Here is a 13941-nt window from a genome sequence, read left to right as displayed (position 1 = left end):
GCCTGCGTTGTCCCGCTGAACGGGCGTCTCCGTCCGATGATTGTGCGTACTCATGGGTAGATTTCGCAGGCTGGCGGTGCGTGACACGATGCACAGGTGAGTGACGAGTCCAAGACCGCCGAGACCCCCTCCTCCACCGCCGCCCAGCCGCGTGCGGTCATCCACGAGGGGCTGCCCACGCAGCTGCCCGACATCGATCCGGACGAGACCGTCGAGTGGCTCGACTCCTTCGACGCCATGCTCGACGACAAGGGTCGCGAGCGTGCGCGCTACGTGATGCTGCGGCTCCTCGAGCGGGCCCGCGAGAAGCAGGTCGGCGTCCCCGCCCTGCGCAGCACCGACTACATCAACACCATCCCGCCGGAGCGCGAGCCGTGGTTCCCGGGCGACGAGGACATCGAGCGTCGCATCCGCGCCTTCATCCGGTGGAACGCCGCCGTGATGGTGTCCAGCGCCAACCGCAAGGGCCTCGAGGTCGGCGGCCACATCGCGACCTACCAGTCCTCCGCGAGCCTCTACGAGGTCGGCTTCAACCACTTCTTCCAGGGCAAGGACCACGAGGGCGGTGGCGACCAGATCTACATCCAGGGCCACGGCTCGCCGGGCATCTACTCCCGGGCGTTCCTCGAGGGCCGCATCACCGAGGAGCAGCTCTACCGCTTCCGCCAGGAGGTCCAGCACGGTGCCGGCGCCGGCCTCCCGTCGTACCCCCACCCCCGGCTCATGCCGGACTTCTGGGAGTTCCCGACGGTGTCGATGGGCCTCACGGCCATCAACTCGATCTACCAGGCGCGCTTCAACCGCTACATGCACAACCGCAAGATCAAGGACACCTCGCAGCAGCGCGTGTGGGCCTTCATGGGTGACGGTGAGATGGCCGAGCCCGAGTCGCTGGGCGCGATCCGCATCGCCGCGCGCGAGGAGCTCGACAACCTCACCTGGATCATCAACTGCAACCTGCAGCAGCTCGACGGCCCGGTGACCGGCAACGGCAAGATCATCCAGGAGCTCGAGGCCAACTTCCGCGGCGCCGGGTGGAACGTCATCAAGGTCATCTGGGGCCGTGAGTGGGACGCCCTGCTCGCCAAGGACGTCGACGGCGTCCTGGTCAACCAGATGAACTCCACCCCGGACGGGCAGTTCCAGACCTACTCCACCGAGGACGGCGGCTACATCCGCGACCACTTCTTCGGCATGGACCCGCGCCTGCGCAAGATGGTCGAGCACATGAGCGACTCGCAGATCGAGAAGCTCCCCCGCGGTGGTCACGACTACCGCAAGGTGTACGCCGCGTTCGACGCCGCGACCAAGCACACCGGCCAGCCGACCGTGATCCTGGCGCACACCATCAAGGGCTGGACGATCGACGCCCTCGAGGGCAAGAACGCCACCCACCAGATGAAGAAGCTCACGCCCGCGGACCTCAAGAAGTTCCGCGACCGGCTCTACCTCCCGATCAGCGACAAGGAGCTCGAGGAGTCCTACGAGAAGACCGGCGGGGCACCGTTCTTCCACCCCGGCGCGGACTCCCCCGAGATCGAGTACATGATGGAGCGCCGCAAGCAGCTCGGCGGTTCCGTCCCGCGCCGGGTGCTGCGCGCCGAGCCGCTCACGCTCCCCGGCGACAAGATCTACTCCGAGCTCAAGCAGGGGTCGGGCAAGAACAAGATCGCCACCACGATGGCCGTCGTCCGGCTCCTCAAGGACTGGATGAAGGACCCGGGGATCGGCAACCGGATCGTGCCGATCGCTCCCGACGAGTACCGCACCTTCGGCATGGACTCCATGTTCCCGAGCGCGAAGGTCTACAACCCCGGCGGCCAGCAGTACGAGTCGGTCGACCGCAAGCTGCTGCTGTCCTACAAGGAGTCGGCGCAGGGCCAGATGCTGCACGAGGGCATCTCCGAGGCCGGCGCCGTGGCGTCGGCGACGGCGGCCGGCTCGGCGTACTCCACGCACGGCGAGCACATGATCCCGTTCTACATCTTCTACTCGATGTTCGGGTTCCAGCGCACCGGTGACTCGATCTGGGCGATGGCCGACCAGCTCGCCCGCGGGTTCCTCATCGGTGCCACCGCCGGTCGCACCACGCTGACCGGCGAGGGCCTCCAGCACGCCGACGGCCACTCGCCGCTCATCGCGGCGACCAACCCGGCGGTCGTGCACTACGACCCGGCGTTCGCCTTCGAGGTCAGCCACATCATGCAGTCGGGCCTCGAGCGGATGTACGGCGCCGACGCGGAGAACGTGATCTTCTACATCACGGTCTACAACGAGCCGGTGAGCCAGCCCGTCGAGCCGTCCGACGTCGACGTCGAGGGCATCCTCAAGGGCATCCACAAGGTGAGCACCGGCGAGGGCGAGGGCCCGCGGGTCCAGCTGCTCTCGTCCGGTGTCGGCTACCCCTGGATCAAGGACGCCGCCACGATGCTCGCCGAGGACTGGGGCGTCACGGCCGACACGTGGTCGGTCACCTCCTGGAACGAGCTGGCCCGCGAGGCCGTGGAGGCCGAGGACTGGAACCTCCTGCACCCCGAGGAGCCGCAGCGCACCCCGTTCGTCACCGGCAAGCTCTCCGGTCACGACGGCCCGTACGTCGCGGTGACCGACTACATGTCGGCCGTCCCGCTGCAGATCGCCCGGTGGGTCCCCGGTGACTACTGCGTGCTCGGCGCCGACGGGTTCGGCTTCGCCGACACCCGACCGGCCGCTCGCCGGTTCTTCCGGATCGACGCCGAGTCGGTCGTCGTCCGGACGCTGCGTGCGCTCGCCGACGCCGGCGAGATCGAGCCCGACCTCGTCACCAAGGCCGTCGCGAAGTACCGCATCGACGACCCGACCGCCGTCAAGGACGTCAAGCAGGAGGGCGGCGACGCCTGAGGGACGAAGGCGTTGCCGCCCTGACGGTGGTCGAGCGAGCGGCGCGACCGAGCCAGCGAGGTCGCGACCCGCGTGCCGAGGCCTGGCGGCGACGCCTGAGGTGACCTACGCGCCGGTGCCCATCTTCTTGAGGGTGTGCACCGGCGCGACGGGCGCGTCCCCGGCCTCGGCCTGCAGCGGCACCAGGTCGGGCCCGTGCTCGAGCAGGGTCCGCCAGTGGTCCCGCTCGTAGACCGCGGGCTCGGTCGAGCGGATGAAGTCGTTGACGATCTTCACGAAGCGCTGCGGGTGGTCCTTGTGCGGGAAGTGTCCCGCGTTGGGGATGATCTCGACCCGGGCGCTGGGCGCGAGGGCCGCGGCGTTGCCCGCGTGCCGCACCGGGATGACCTGGTCGTTGCGACCCCACACCACGCACATCGGCATGGCCTCGGTGAGGTAGGCCCGGTCGGCCATGGTCACGATCTGCCCGCGCCAGTCGACGACGGCGCGGACGACGTGGCGGATCGCCGCCCGGGTGCGCGGGTCCTTGAAGGAGTCGTAGATGTCGGCGAGCTCGGTCAGGTCGCGCGTGGCGCGGACCCCGGTGGCGGCCAGGGCGCGCATGCCCGCCGTGCCGACGTGCCTGACCCCGGGAAGCGTGAGCAGCCCCATCGCCTGGTGGAAGCCGGGCGTCGTGATCGCTCGGATCGCGGGCGTCACCTCGGGACCCAGGCCGCCCGAGCCGACCAGGATGAGGCGCTCAGTGCGCTCGGGGAACTGGTAGGCGAACTGCATCGCCACTCCCCCGCCGAAGCTGTGGCCCACGACGCTCACCCGGTCGATGCCGAGGACGGTGAGCAGGTCGCGCATGCCGTTGGCGTAGCCGCCGACGCTGTAGTCCGCGCGGGGCTTGTCCGACTCCCCGTGGCCGAGGAGGTCGGGGGCGATCACGGTGTAGCGGCGAGCGAGCGAGTCGATGACCGGCGCCCACGTGGTGTGGTCGCAACCGAGCCCGTGGAGCAGGAGCAGCGCGGGACCGGAGCCGGTGACGACGTAGGCGCGACGGTGTCCGTGGATCGTGACGTGCTGGACCCGTGCCTGCACGGGTGCGCCGCTGCTGCTCACCGGACCTCCGGGGGTAGGTAGGTGGTGCCCTGGTGGTGTCTGGAGGACGATTCAACCAGAACCTGTTCCATCTCGGCCCCCCGAACCTCGTCCGGACGGGCGCAACGTCGCGATTTCGTTACCTGAACGAGGCTCAGGCCCGTCCGGCGCGTGACGGCTGGTGCGGGTGTGACTAGCCTCGGTCCATGGGCCGGGCGGAGCAGGAGAAGCGGGACCGGATCTCGGCCGCCCTCCAGCGCGCCACCGGCAGCCTGAGCACGGCCGCCACGGCCGCGATGTCGACCCGGATGACGTGGTGGGACGACCTGAGCGCGGAGGACCGCTCCTGGGTCGGCGTGATCGTCCAGGCCGGTGTGAAGGGGTTCGTCGACTGGTACGGCGACACCGGCGGCGTGAGCTCCGCCCCCCTGTCCGCGTCGGTCTTCGGGGCGGCCCCCCGCGAGCTGACCGGGGCCATCAACCTCCAGCAGACCGTCGAGCTGGTCCGGCTGACCATCGAGGTGGTCGAGGCCAACATCGACGACATCCTCGGCCCCGACGACGCGCCGTCGGTGCACGAGGCGGTGCTCCGCTACGCCCGCGAGGTCGCCTTCGCCACCGCGGAGGTCTACGCCCGCGCCGCAGAGGTGCGGGGAGCCTGGGACGCCCGCCTCGAGGCACTCGTCGTGGACGCCGTGCTGCGCTCGGAGGCCGACGAGACGGTGCTCTCCCGCGCCAGCGCCCTCGGGTGGGGCGCGCGAGGCGACGTCGCGGTGGTGCTGGGCCGGGTCCCGGCCCAGCGCACCGAGACCGATGTCTTCGAGGAGGTACGCCGCACGGCCCTGGCCTGCGGCATGGACGCGCTCTGCGCCACGCAGGGCGAGAAGCTCGTGGTGATCCTGGGCGGGGTGGACGATCCCCACAAGTCCGCGCTGCGCATCGTCGAGCACTTCGGCGAGGGTCCCGTCGTGGTCGGTCCGGTCGCCCCGGACCTGTCCCACGCGCACGGCTCGGCCCGGGCGGCACTGTCGGCCCACCGCTCCGCCACCGGCTGGCCGCAGGCGCCCCGACCGGTCCGCAGCGACGAGCTGCTGCCCGAGCGGGCCCTCGCCGGGGACGGCCATGCGCGGCGCAGCCTGGTCGACGACGTCTACCTCCCGCTCCTGGGAGCGCGCGGGACCCTGATCGAGACGCTCTCGACGTACTTCCTCCACGGTGGCTCCATCGAGGCCACCGCCCGCACCCTGTTCGTGCACCCCAACACGGTGCGCTACCGCCTCAAGCAGGCCGCCGAGGTCACCGGCCTCACCCCGACCCGACCGCGCGACGCCTTCACCGTCCAGATCGCCCTGATCCTCGGCCGCCAGTCCGGTCGCGAGTGACGACCTCCACATCTTTGTAGGGATCCCACAAAGAAAGGGGTCCTCTTTTCGTGGACGTCGACCCGGCGCGGCGGGGGCTCGACCCGCCAGTCTTGACGTGTGCTCGTCATCGTCGCTCCCGGCCAAGGTGCCCAGACCCCCGGATTCCTCACGCCCTGGCTCGAGGACCCCACGTTCGCCAGCCGGTTCGACTGGCTCTCCACCGTGGCGGGCCTCGACCTGGCCCACTACGGCACCGAGGCGGACGCCGAGACCATCAGGCGCACGGAGATCGCCCAGCCGCTGCTGGTCGCCACCGGCCTGATCGCCGCGCTCGACCTCTTCCCGCACCCCAGTGACGCGTTCCAGCGCGTCGGCGCGGTGGCCGGCCACAGCGTCGGCGAGATCGCGGCCGCGGCCGGCGCTCGCGTCATCACCGCCGAGCAGGCCATGGTGCTGGTCCGCGAGCGGGGCAAGGCGATGGCCGGCGCCGCCGCGCAGACCCCGACGGGCATGACCGCGGTCCTCGGTGGCGACCGCGAGGAGGTGCTGGAGTCGATCTCGCGGCACGGCCTCACCCCTGCCAACGACAACGGTCCCGGCCAGATCGTGGCCGCCGGCACCATGGAGCAGCTGGCGGCGTTCGCCGACGCTCCCCCGGCCAAGGCACGGCTGATCCCGCTCAGCGTCGCGGGCGCCTTCCACACCACGCACATGCAGCCGGCCGTGGGCCACCTCGCCGGCCTGGCCCGCTCGGTGTCCACGCACGACCCGCGCACGGCGGTGATCTCCAACCGCGACGGCCAGGTCGTCCACGACGGGCGTGAGGTGCTGGCCCGGATCGTCGGCCAGATCGCCGCCCCGGTCCGCTGGGACCTGTGCATGGACGCCATGCTCGACCTCGGAGTCACCGGCGTCCTGGAGATGCCGCCGGCGGGCACCCTCACGGGCATCGCCAAGCGCGCCATGAAGGGCGTGGAGACCTTCGCCCTCAAGACCCCCGACCAGCTCGACGACGCCCGGGCCTTCGTCGACAAGCACGGCGAGCGGTCCGTCATCGAGACCACGCCGACCTGGCGGATGGTCGTCTCCCCCGGCAAGGGCACCTTCCACCGCTCCGCGGAGGCGGCCGACGCCGACGTCCTGCCCGCGGGCTGCGTGATCGGCGAGGTCGCCAGCACGCGCGACCGGACCACGGTCACGGCCCTGCACGGCGGACAGGTCGTCGAGTGGCTCGTCGAGGACGGCGACATCGTCTCCCCCGGCCAGCCCCTCGTGCGCCTGCACCCGCAGGGTGGTGCCGCCTGATGGGCGCCACCATCAGCACGACCACCGGCGCACCCCACGCGGCGATCCTCGGCATCGGTGCCTACCGCCCGGTGCGGGTCGTCCCCAACGCCGACGTCGTCGACGCCATCGACTCCAGCGACGAGTGGATCCAGCAGCGCTCGGGCATCAAGACGCGGCGCTGGGCGGGTCCCGAGGAGTCGGTCCAGATGATGTCGGTCGAGGCGTCACGGATCGCCCTCGAGCGCGCCGGCCTCGACGCCAGCCAGATCGACTGCGTCGTCGTCGCCACCGTCAGCCACCTGCTCCAGACCCCCGCCGTGGCCACCGCCATCGCCCACGAGCTCGGCACCGGTCAGGCCGCTGCCTTCGACATCTCGGCGGCGTGCTCCGGCTTCTGCCACGGCATCTCGCTGGCCTCCGACTTCGTCCGCGCCGGCAGCGCCAAGCACGTCCTGGTCATCGGCGTCGAGCGCCTCACCGACATCCTCGACCTCACCGACCGCGGCACGGCCTTCATCTTCGCCGACGGCGCGGGTGCCGCGGTCGTCGGTCCCAGCGACACCCCGGGCATCGGCCCGGTCGTGTGGGGGTCGGACGGCGAGCAGTTCGACCTGATCCGGCAGCGCGAGGACTGGCGCGACGTCGTGGGCAGCCCCGAGGTCCCCGGCAGCGGCGTGATGCCCCACTTGGTGATGCAGGGCAACCCCGTGTTCCGCTGGGCGTCCTTCGCCATGGCCAAGATCGGCCAGCAGGCGCTCGACAGCGCCGGCATCAGCCTCGACGAGCTCGACGTCTTCGTCCCGCACCAGGCCAACATGCGGATCATCGACGCGATGGCCCGCTCCATGAAGCTCCCCAGCACCGTGCGGATCGCCCGCGACGTTGCCGACCAGGGCAACACCTCGGCTGCCTCGGTCCCGCTCGCGCTCGACCGGATGATCGCCGAGGGCGAGGCCAGGTCCGGCGACACGGCTCTCCTGATCGCCTTCGGCGCCGGACTCTCGTACGCCGCCCAGGTCGTCACGGTCCCCTGACCGCCACCCGCCTGTCACCAGCTCCGCCAGATTTCCCCGTTTCACCACCACCGCAGTAGCCATCAGAAAGGAAGGCCCCATGGCCACCACCGAAGAGATCCGCGCCGACCTCGCCGAGATCGTCAACGAGGTCGCCGGCATCGACGCCGACGACGTGCAGCTCGACAAGTCGTTCGTCGACGACCTGGACGTCGACTCGCTCTCGATGGTCGAGGTCGTCGTGGCGGCCGAGGAGAAGTTCGGCGTCACGATCCCCGACGACGAGGTCAAGAACCTCAAGACCGTCGGCGACGCCGTCGCCTTCATCGAGCGCGCCCAGGGCTGACGACCCCCGTCCGGTGGCCGGGTCCGCCCGGCCACCGGCAGTCGTCGCACCATCCTCCTCGAGAAACGGAAGACCAGATGAGCTCGACCCGCGTAGTGGTCACCGGACTGGGCACCACCTCCCCCGTCGGCGGTGACGTCCCCACCACCTGGCAGGCGCTGCTGGCCGGACAGTCCGGCATCCGCCATCTCACCGACGACTGGGTCGACCAGCTGCCCGTCAAGATCGGCGGTCGCGTGGCCGTCGAGCCCGGCGACGTGCTCGACCGCGTCAAGGCCCGCCGCCTCGACCGCTCCAGCCAGTTCGCCATGGTCGCGGCCGACCAGGCCTGGGCCGACTCCGGCCTGGAGGACTCCGGCCTCGAGCCCGAGCGCCTCGCCGTGGCGCTCGCCTCCGGCATCGGCGGCGTCACCACGCTGCTCGCCAACTACGACATCCTCCTCGAGAAGGGCGCGCGCCGCGTCTCGCCGCTCGCCGTCCCGATGCTCATGCCCAACGCGCCGGCGGCCAACGTCAGCCTCAAGTACGGCGCCCGCGCGGCTGTCCACGCGCCCACCTCCGCCTGCGCGTCGGGCAACGAGGCCATCGCGATGGCCATCGACCTGATCCGCCTCGGCCGCGCCGACGTCGTGCTGGCCGGCGGCACCGAGGCCGCGATCCACCCGCTGCCGATGGCGGCGTTCGCCAACATGATGGCGCTCTCCAAGACCGGCAGCGAGGAGGGTGGAGACCCCACCTCGGTCTCCCGCCCCTGGGACGTCGCGCGCGACGGCTTCGTGCTGGGCGAGGGCGGCTCCGTGCTCGTCCTCGAGTCCGAGGAGCACGCGAGGGCCCGCGGCGCGAAGATCTACGCCTACGCCCTCGGCGCCGGCATCAGCAACGACGCCCACGACATCGCCCAGCCCGACCCCGAGGGTCGCGGCGGCACCCGTGCGATCAAGATGGCCATGCGCGAGGGCGACGTCGACCCGGCCAGCGTGGTGCACGTCAACGCGCACGCCACGTCCACGCCCAAGGGCGACATCGCCGAGGGCCTGATGCTGCACGCCGTCCTCGGCGAGCACGTGGACCGGTGCGTGGTCACCAGCACCAAGTCGATGACCGGCCACCTGCTCGGCGGTGCCGGGGCCCTCGAGGCGATCGCCACCGTGCTGGCGCTGCACGACCGCACCAGCCCGCCGACGATCAACCTCGACGACAAGGACCCGGAGGTCGACCTCGACATCCCGACCGAGGCCCGCTCGCTCCCCGACGGCGACATCGTCGCCCTCAACAACTCCTTCGGCTTCGGGGGCGCCAACGTCGCCGTCGCCTTCGGGAGCGCCTGAACCACCCTCCGGAAGGACCCACCGTGACTGCCACCGCCAATCCGGCCAAGCCCGCCAAGCTCCCCCGCGAGCAGGACCCGCGCAACCCCGTCCACCGGCTCACCGCGCTCTTCGACGAGGGCACCCTCGAGCTGCTGACGCCCGACGACGACTCGGGCATGCTCGCGGCCACCGGCCGGGTCAACGACACCGCCGTGGTCGCCTTCTGCAGCGATGCCACCGTGATGGGCGGCGCCATGGGTGACGTGGGCTGTCGGGTCGTCGTGGACGCCTACCACCGCGCGATCACCGACGGCGTGCCGATCATCGGGCTGTGGCACTCCGGTGGCGCCCGGTTGGCCGAGGGCGTGCTGTCGCTGCACGCCGTGGGTCGCATCTTCCAGGTGATGACCCAGGCGTCTGGCACGATCCCGCAGATCTCCGTGGTGCTCGGCCCCGCCGCCGGCGGCGCGGCGTACGGCCCCGCCCTCACCGACGTGGTCATCCTCGGTCCCGAGGGCCGCATCTTCGTCACCGGCCCGGACGTCGTCCGGTCGGTCACCGGCGAGGACGTCGACATGCTGCGCCTCGGCGGACCCGAGCCGCACGGTCGCCGCTCGGGCGTGGTGCACATCCTCACCGAGTCGGAGACCGAGGCCCTGGAGCGGGCGCGCACCGTGGCGTCCCTCCTCGGAGCCCAGCACAGCCTCGACGCCGACGCCGTCGAGGACCGCGACCTCGAGGCGCTCCTTCCGGAGTCCAAGAAGCGTGCCTACGACGTGCACCCCCTCGTCGAGGCGGTGCTCGACGACGGCACGATGCAGGAGCTCCACGCCCGCTGGGCCCCCAACATCGTCACCGCGCTCGGCCGCTTCGGCGGTCGCACCGTGGGCGTCGTCGCCAACAACCCGCTGCGCCTCGGCGGTTGCCTCGACTCGCTGTCGGCCGAGAAGGCCTCCCGCTTCGTGCGCATGTGCGACGCGTTCGGCGTCCCGCTGATCGTGCTCGTGGACGTCCCGGGCTACCTCCCGGGCGTGGGCCAGGAGTGGGACGGCGTCGTACGCCGCGGCGCCAAGCTGCTCCACGCCTTCGGCGAGTGCGTCGTCCCCCGGGTGACCCTGGTGACCCGCAAGACCTACGGCGGCGCCTACATCGCGATGAACGCGCGCTCCCTCGGTGCCACCCGCGTCCTGGCCTGGCCGGGCGCGGAGGTCGCCGTCATGGGCGCCGTGGCCGCCATCCGCATCCTGCACCGGCGCAAGCTGGCGGAGGTCTCCCCCGAGATCCGGCCGCAGGTCGAGGCCGAGCTGGCCGCCGAGCACGAGCGGATCGCCGGTGGCGTCGACAAGGCCGTCGAGATCGGCGTCGTCGACGAGGTGGTCGAGCCGTCTCGCACCCGCAGTGCCATCGCCGCGGCGTTCCGCCACGAGATCGACACCTCCGGCGTGCACCGCGGGCACCACGGCAACATCCCGCTCTGACCGGGTGTCGTACATCGTCCGCGGAGCGCTCCGGACGGCGTACGACGCCCCGGCCCTCGCGCGACCCCTGGCTACGTGACCGGTGACCCCACCGGCGCCGCCGCTTCCTCCCGCTGGTGGACGGCCGGCGCGACCGTCGCGGCCGCGATGGCGGTGGTCACCGGCACGGCGAGCACCAGGCCGATGGCCGAGGCGAGGGTGCGGATGATCTCCTCGGAGATGAGCTCGTCACTCAGCACGTCCAGCAGCGGCCGGTCGTACAGCGCGATCAGGAGGAGCGAGGCGAGCGCGGTCCCGGCGTAGGCGAAGACGATCGTGTAGATGGTCGAGGCGATGTGGTCGCGGCCGATGCGCATGCCCGAGGCGAAGATCCGCGCCCGTGACATCTCCGGCGCGGCCGACCGCAGCTCCCACACCGCTGAGCTCTGGGTGATCGTCACGTCGTTGAGCACGCCGAGCCCGGCCACGATGACGGCACAGGTCAGCAGGCCACGGAAGTCCAGCCCGGTCGCGTTGAGGCGCAGGTTCAGGGCCGACTCGTCACCGAGCCCGGTGAGTCGGGCGGCGTCGATGGCCACCACCCCCAGCGCCGCGGTGACCAGCAGCCCGAAGAGCGTCCCGGCGAGCGCCGTGGACGTGCGCACGGAGACCCCGTGGGCGAGGTACAGCACCATGAACATGATCGCGCTGGACCCGACCAGCGCCACGAGCAGACCGGGCGCACCGGTCATCAGCGCGGGCAGCATGAAGTAGCCCACCACCCCGCCGGCCAGCACGAGGCCGAGGAGGGCCAGCAGGCCGCGCAGCCGGGCGATCAGGCCGACGATGATCACGAAGGCGGCCGTCATCACCGCGATGGGCATCGTCCGGTCCACACCGACGAAGGCGTACTGGGTCGAACCCTCCTGCGGCAGCGACGCCAGGACCACCCGGTCACCGACCTCGAGCACCCCTCCCGCTGTGCCGGGGGGAACGGCCACCGTCGACTCGACGCCCGGGTCGTCGACCAGACGCACACTGATGCGGTCGCAGCCCTCCGGGAACTCCCCACCGGTCTCCGACGTGATGACGGGGCAGGGCTCGCCGATCTCGACCACCTCGGCCCGTGGGTAGGTGACGCCCTCGGCGGCGTACGGACTCGCCGGGCGGTCGCCGGAGGGCCACAGCACGACGAGCCCCACGATGGTCGCGAGGCCGGCGAGCGCGAGTCCGACCAGGAGGATCCTGGTCACCGGGCCGGACGTGCGCACCCGCAGCGCGCGGTGAGAGTGGTGGGCCCCCATGCGGCCAACCTCTCACACCGCGCCGATCGTCAGACCACCTGGTGCAGCCAACGGACCGGAGCACCGTCGCCGGCGTGGCGGAAGGTCTCCAGCTCGTCGTCCCAGGGCTTGCCGAGGAGCTTGTCGATCTCGTTGAGCAGCGTGGTCTCGCCCAGCGCCGCCTTGACCACCGCCGCCTTGAGCCGGTCCTCCGGGATCATGATGTCGCCGTGCAGGCCGGTGACGGCGTGGTAGACGCCGAGCTCGGGGGTGAAGGAGAAGCGGGTGCCCTCGCTGGAGGGAGTCGGCTCCTCGGTGATCTCGAAGCGGAGGTGGTTCCACCCGCGCAGCGCGGACGCGACCGCAGCCGCGGAGCCGGCCGAGCCGCTCCACGACAGCTCGGCACGGTAGGTGCCCGGCTGGGCCGGCTGGGGGGTCCAGTCGAGGCTCACGGCAACGCCGAGGACTCCACCCACCGCCCACTCGATGTGGGGGCACAGGGCAGAGGGAGCTGAGTGCACGTAGAGAATGCCCCGCGTCCCGGGTCCGTCCGGGCGGGCGTGCGTGCGTGTGGTCACCGTGACCTCCTTGAGTACCGGCGCCCAGGTGCGCCTTCCCCAGCGGCCTGCAGCGGTCCTCAGTCAGTCGAGTGACACGTATGTGATTAGTGGCTCCATTGTGGCGGAAGTTGCGGGCGTTTACCAGTGGGACGCCGCAAGTCGCGTCAGTGGTTCAGTCCATCCGCTTCTCGAGCAGCTCGGCGCGCGCGGCCGAGTCCGTGATCTCGTTGCTGTCGATGGCGTGCGTACGGTGGAACCACGCGAGCGCGTCGGACTCGCGTCCGGCCGCCTCGAGGGTGTCGGCATAGGCGTAGCGCAGCCGGACGACCCAGGTGCCCCGGCTCTTGGACTGCAGCGGAGCCAGCTCAAGGGTGCGCAGGGCGGCGTCGAGCTGGCCCATGTCACGACGGGCACCGGCCTCGACCAGGGTCATCTCGGCCTTGGCCTCCGGAGCGAAGTTGGCGACCGAGGGGCTCTTGGCGAGCTTGAGCGCCTGCTCGGGCTGGCCGAGGGCGCGGTGGCAGTCGGCCATGATCGGCAGGTAGTCCGTGGCACCGTTCATGCGCTTGGCGGCACGCAGCTCGGAGAGCGCCTCGGCGTAGTGGCCGGCGGCGTACGCCGACTCCCCCACGGCCTCGCGCACGATGGCGATCCGAGAGGCACGCGCTCGCGCAGCGAGCGTGTGCTGGTAGGCCGTCTCCGGGTCCTCGTCGATCAGCATCCCGGCCGCGGCCAGGTGGCGGGCGACGCGAGCGGCCAGCTTCTCGGGCAGCCCCTTCAGCTGGGCGGCGATCCCCCGGTCCAGCTCACGCCCGGTGATCTCCTCGGGCAGCGGCGGACCGTCGTACACGGCCTGGTCGACCGTGCGCGGGCCCTGCTCCTCCCGCGGTCGCTTCCAGTCGCCCTGGCGCGGCTTGCGGTCACCGCCGCGCGAGTCCCCGGTCCGGGGCCCACCCGCGCGGCCCCCACCGGAGCGGGCATCGCCCGAGCGGGAGGAGGTCGAACGCCCGCCGCTCGTGGGCCTGCCTCCGCGCCCGCCGGCGGCACCGGAGACACCTCCCCGGGCAGGCGGCTTGCCGCCTCCACTGCGGGTGGGGCGCTGGCTACGACGATCTTCGGCCACGTCGATGGTCCTTCCGGGGGTGATGACTCACTGTGCAGATGTGGGGGCGGTGCTGGGCGTGCTGACGCGCGGGCCGGTCGCTCGCGGCGACCGCGGCCCACGGTACTGCCTGCAGCGCAGGCTGGGACAGGTGGGCAAATGGGAAAGAGGGGCCGCCTGGTGGCGGCCCCTCTCCCAATGTATGTCCGGCGGCGTCCTACTCTCCCACAGCCTCTCGGTTGCAGTACCATCGGCG

The 13941-nt window shown here is 71.5% G+C and carries 11 protein-coding genes; 7 read left to right on the top strand and 4 right to left on the bottom strand.

Translation table 11 applies throughout. The annotated features are described in order from the left end of the window. Positions 1–96: 96 nt before the first annotated feature. Complete coding sequence (aceE, locus tag ASG88_RS04420) at positions 97–2880, top strand: pyruvate dehydrogenase (acetyl-transferring), homodimeric type (protein ID WP_056886227.1); 2784 nt, start codon at positions 97–99, stop codon at positions 2878–2880. A 105-nt stretch (positions 2881–2985) separates the two neighbouring features. On the opposite strand, the gene ASG88_RS04415 is transcribed toward aceE, so the two are convergent. Next, entirely contained in the window at positions 2986–3984 is a 999-nt protein-coding gene (locus ASG88_RS04415; RefSeq protein ID WP_235534724.1) for an alpha/beta fold hydrolase, read from the bottom strand. 185 nt (positions 3985–4169) lie between these two features. Here ASG88_RS04415 and ASG88_RS04410 point away from each other — a divergent pair, with 185 nt between their 5' ends. From ASG88_RS04410 to ASG88_RS04385, 6 genes are all read left to right on the top strand, one after another. Beyond that, positions 4170–5345: a PucR family transcriptional regulator gene (locus ASG88_RS04410; protein ID WP_056886226.1), complete on the top strand. Its 1176-nt coding sequence runs from the start codon at positions 4170–4172 to the stop codon at positions 5343–5345. Between the two features lie 99 nt (positions 5346–5444). After that, positions 5445–6632, top strand: a complete 1188-nt coding sequence (locus tag ASG88_RS04405) for an acyltransferase domain-containing protein (protein ID WP_056886225.1) — start codon at positions 5445–5447, stop codon at positions 6630–6632. Next, complete coding sequence (locus ASG88_RS04400) at positions 6632–7648, top strand: beta-ketoacyl-ACP synthase III (protein WP_056886224.1); 1017 nt, start codon at positions 6632–6634, stop codon at positions 7646–7648. The genes ASG88_RS04405 and ASG88_RS04400 overlap by 1 nt, the downstream gene beginning before the upstream one ends. A gap of 79 nt (positions 7649–7727) precedes the next feature. Further along, complete coding sequence (locus ASG88_RS04395; RefSeq protein WP_056886223.1) at positions 7728–7973, top strand: acyl carrier protein; 246 nt, start codon at positions 7728–7730, stop codon at positions 7971–7973. 77 nt (positions 7974–8050) lie between these two features. After that, positions 8051–9301: a beta-ketoacyl-[acyl-carrier-protein] synthase family protein gene (locus tag ASG88_RS04390; protein WP_056886222.1), complete on the top strand. Its 1251-nt coding sequence runs from the start codon at positions 8051–8053 to the stop codon at positions 9299–9301. A 23-nt stretch (positions 9302–9324) separates the two neighbouring features. Further along, the gene (locus ASG88_RS04385) at positions 9325–10761 is read left to right on the top strand and encodes an acyl-CoA carboxylase subunit beta (RefSeq protein ID WP_056886221.1); all 1437 of its coding nucleotides are present in this window, start codon (positions 9325–9327) and stop codon (positions 10759–10761) included. Between the two features lie 71 nt (positions 10762–10832). On the opposite strand, the gene ASG88_RS04380 is transcribed toward ASG88_RS04385, so the two are convergent. From ASG88_RS04380 to ASG88_RS04370, 3 genes are all read right to left on the bottom strand, one after another. Further along, the gene (locus ASG88_RS04380; protein WP_082599899.1) at positions 10833–12044 is read right to left on the bottom strand and encodes a YibE/F family protein; all 1212 of its coding nucleotides are present in this window, start codon (positions 12042–12044) and stop codon (positions 10833–10835) included. Between the two features lie 29 nt (positions 12045–12073). Beyond that, positions 12074–12601: a DUF3145 domain-containing protein gene (locus tag ASG88_RS04375; protein ID WP_056886220.1), complete on the bottom strand. Its 528-nt coding sequence runs from the start codon at positions 12599–12601 to the stop codon at positions 12074–12076. Positions 12602–12755: 154 nt separating this feature from the next. Then, a complete protein-coding gene (locus ASG88_RS04370) occupies positions 12756–13433 on the bottom strand; it encodes a hypothetical protein (protein ID WP_235534723.1) in 678 nt (225 codons plus the stop codon). Positions 13434–13941: the final 508 nt, after the last annotated feature.

The sequence above is a fragment of the Nocardioides sp. Soil777 genome (assembly GCF_001428425.1).
Taxonomy (GTDB): domain Bacteria; phylum Actinomycetota; class Actinomycetes; order Propionibacteriales; family Nocardioidaceae; genus Nocardioides; species Nocardioides terrigena.
The sequence above is the reverse complement of the archived record's forward strand: the minus strand, read 5'-3'. Positions and strand labels throughout refer to the sequence as shown.

Coding starts and splice junctions, on each gene's coding strand:
- ASG88_RS04410 (WP_056886226.1), top strand. CDS start 4,170: ATGGGCCGGGCGGAGCAGGAGAAGCGGGACCGGATCTCGGCCGCCCTC.
- ASG88_RS04400 (WP_056886224.1), top strand. CDS start 6,632: ATGGGCGCCACCATCAGCACGACCACCGGCGCACCCCACGCGGCGATC.
- ASG88_RS04395 (WP_056886223.1), top strand. CDS start 7,728: ATGGCCACCACCGAAGAGATCCGCGCCGACCTCGCCGAGATCGTCAAC.
- ASG88_RS04390 (WP_056886222.1), top strand. CDS start 8,051: ATGAGCTCGACCCGCGTAGTGGTCACCGGACTGGGCACCACCTCCCCC.
- ASG88_RS04380 (WP_082599899.1), bottom strand. CDS start 12,044: ATGGGGGCCCACCACTCTCACCGCGCGCTGCGGGTGCGCACGTCCGGC.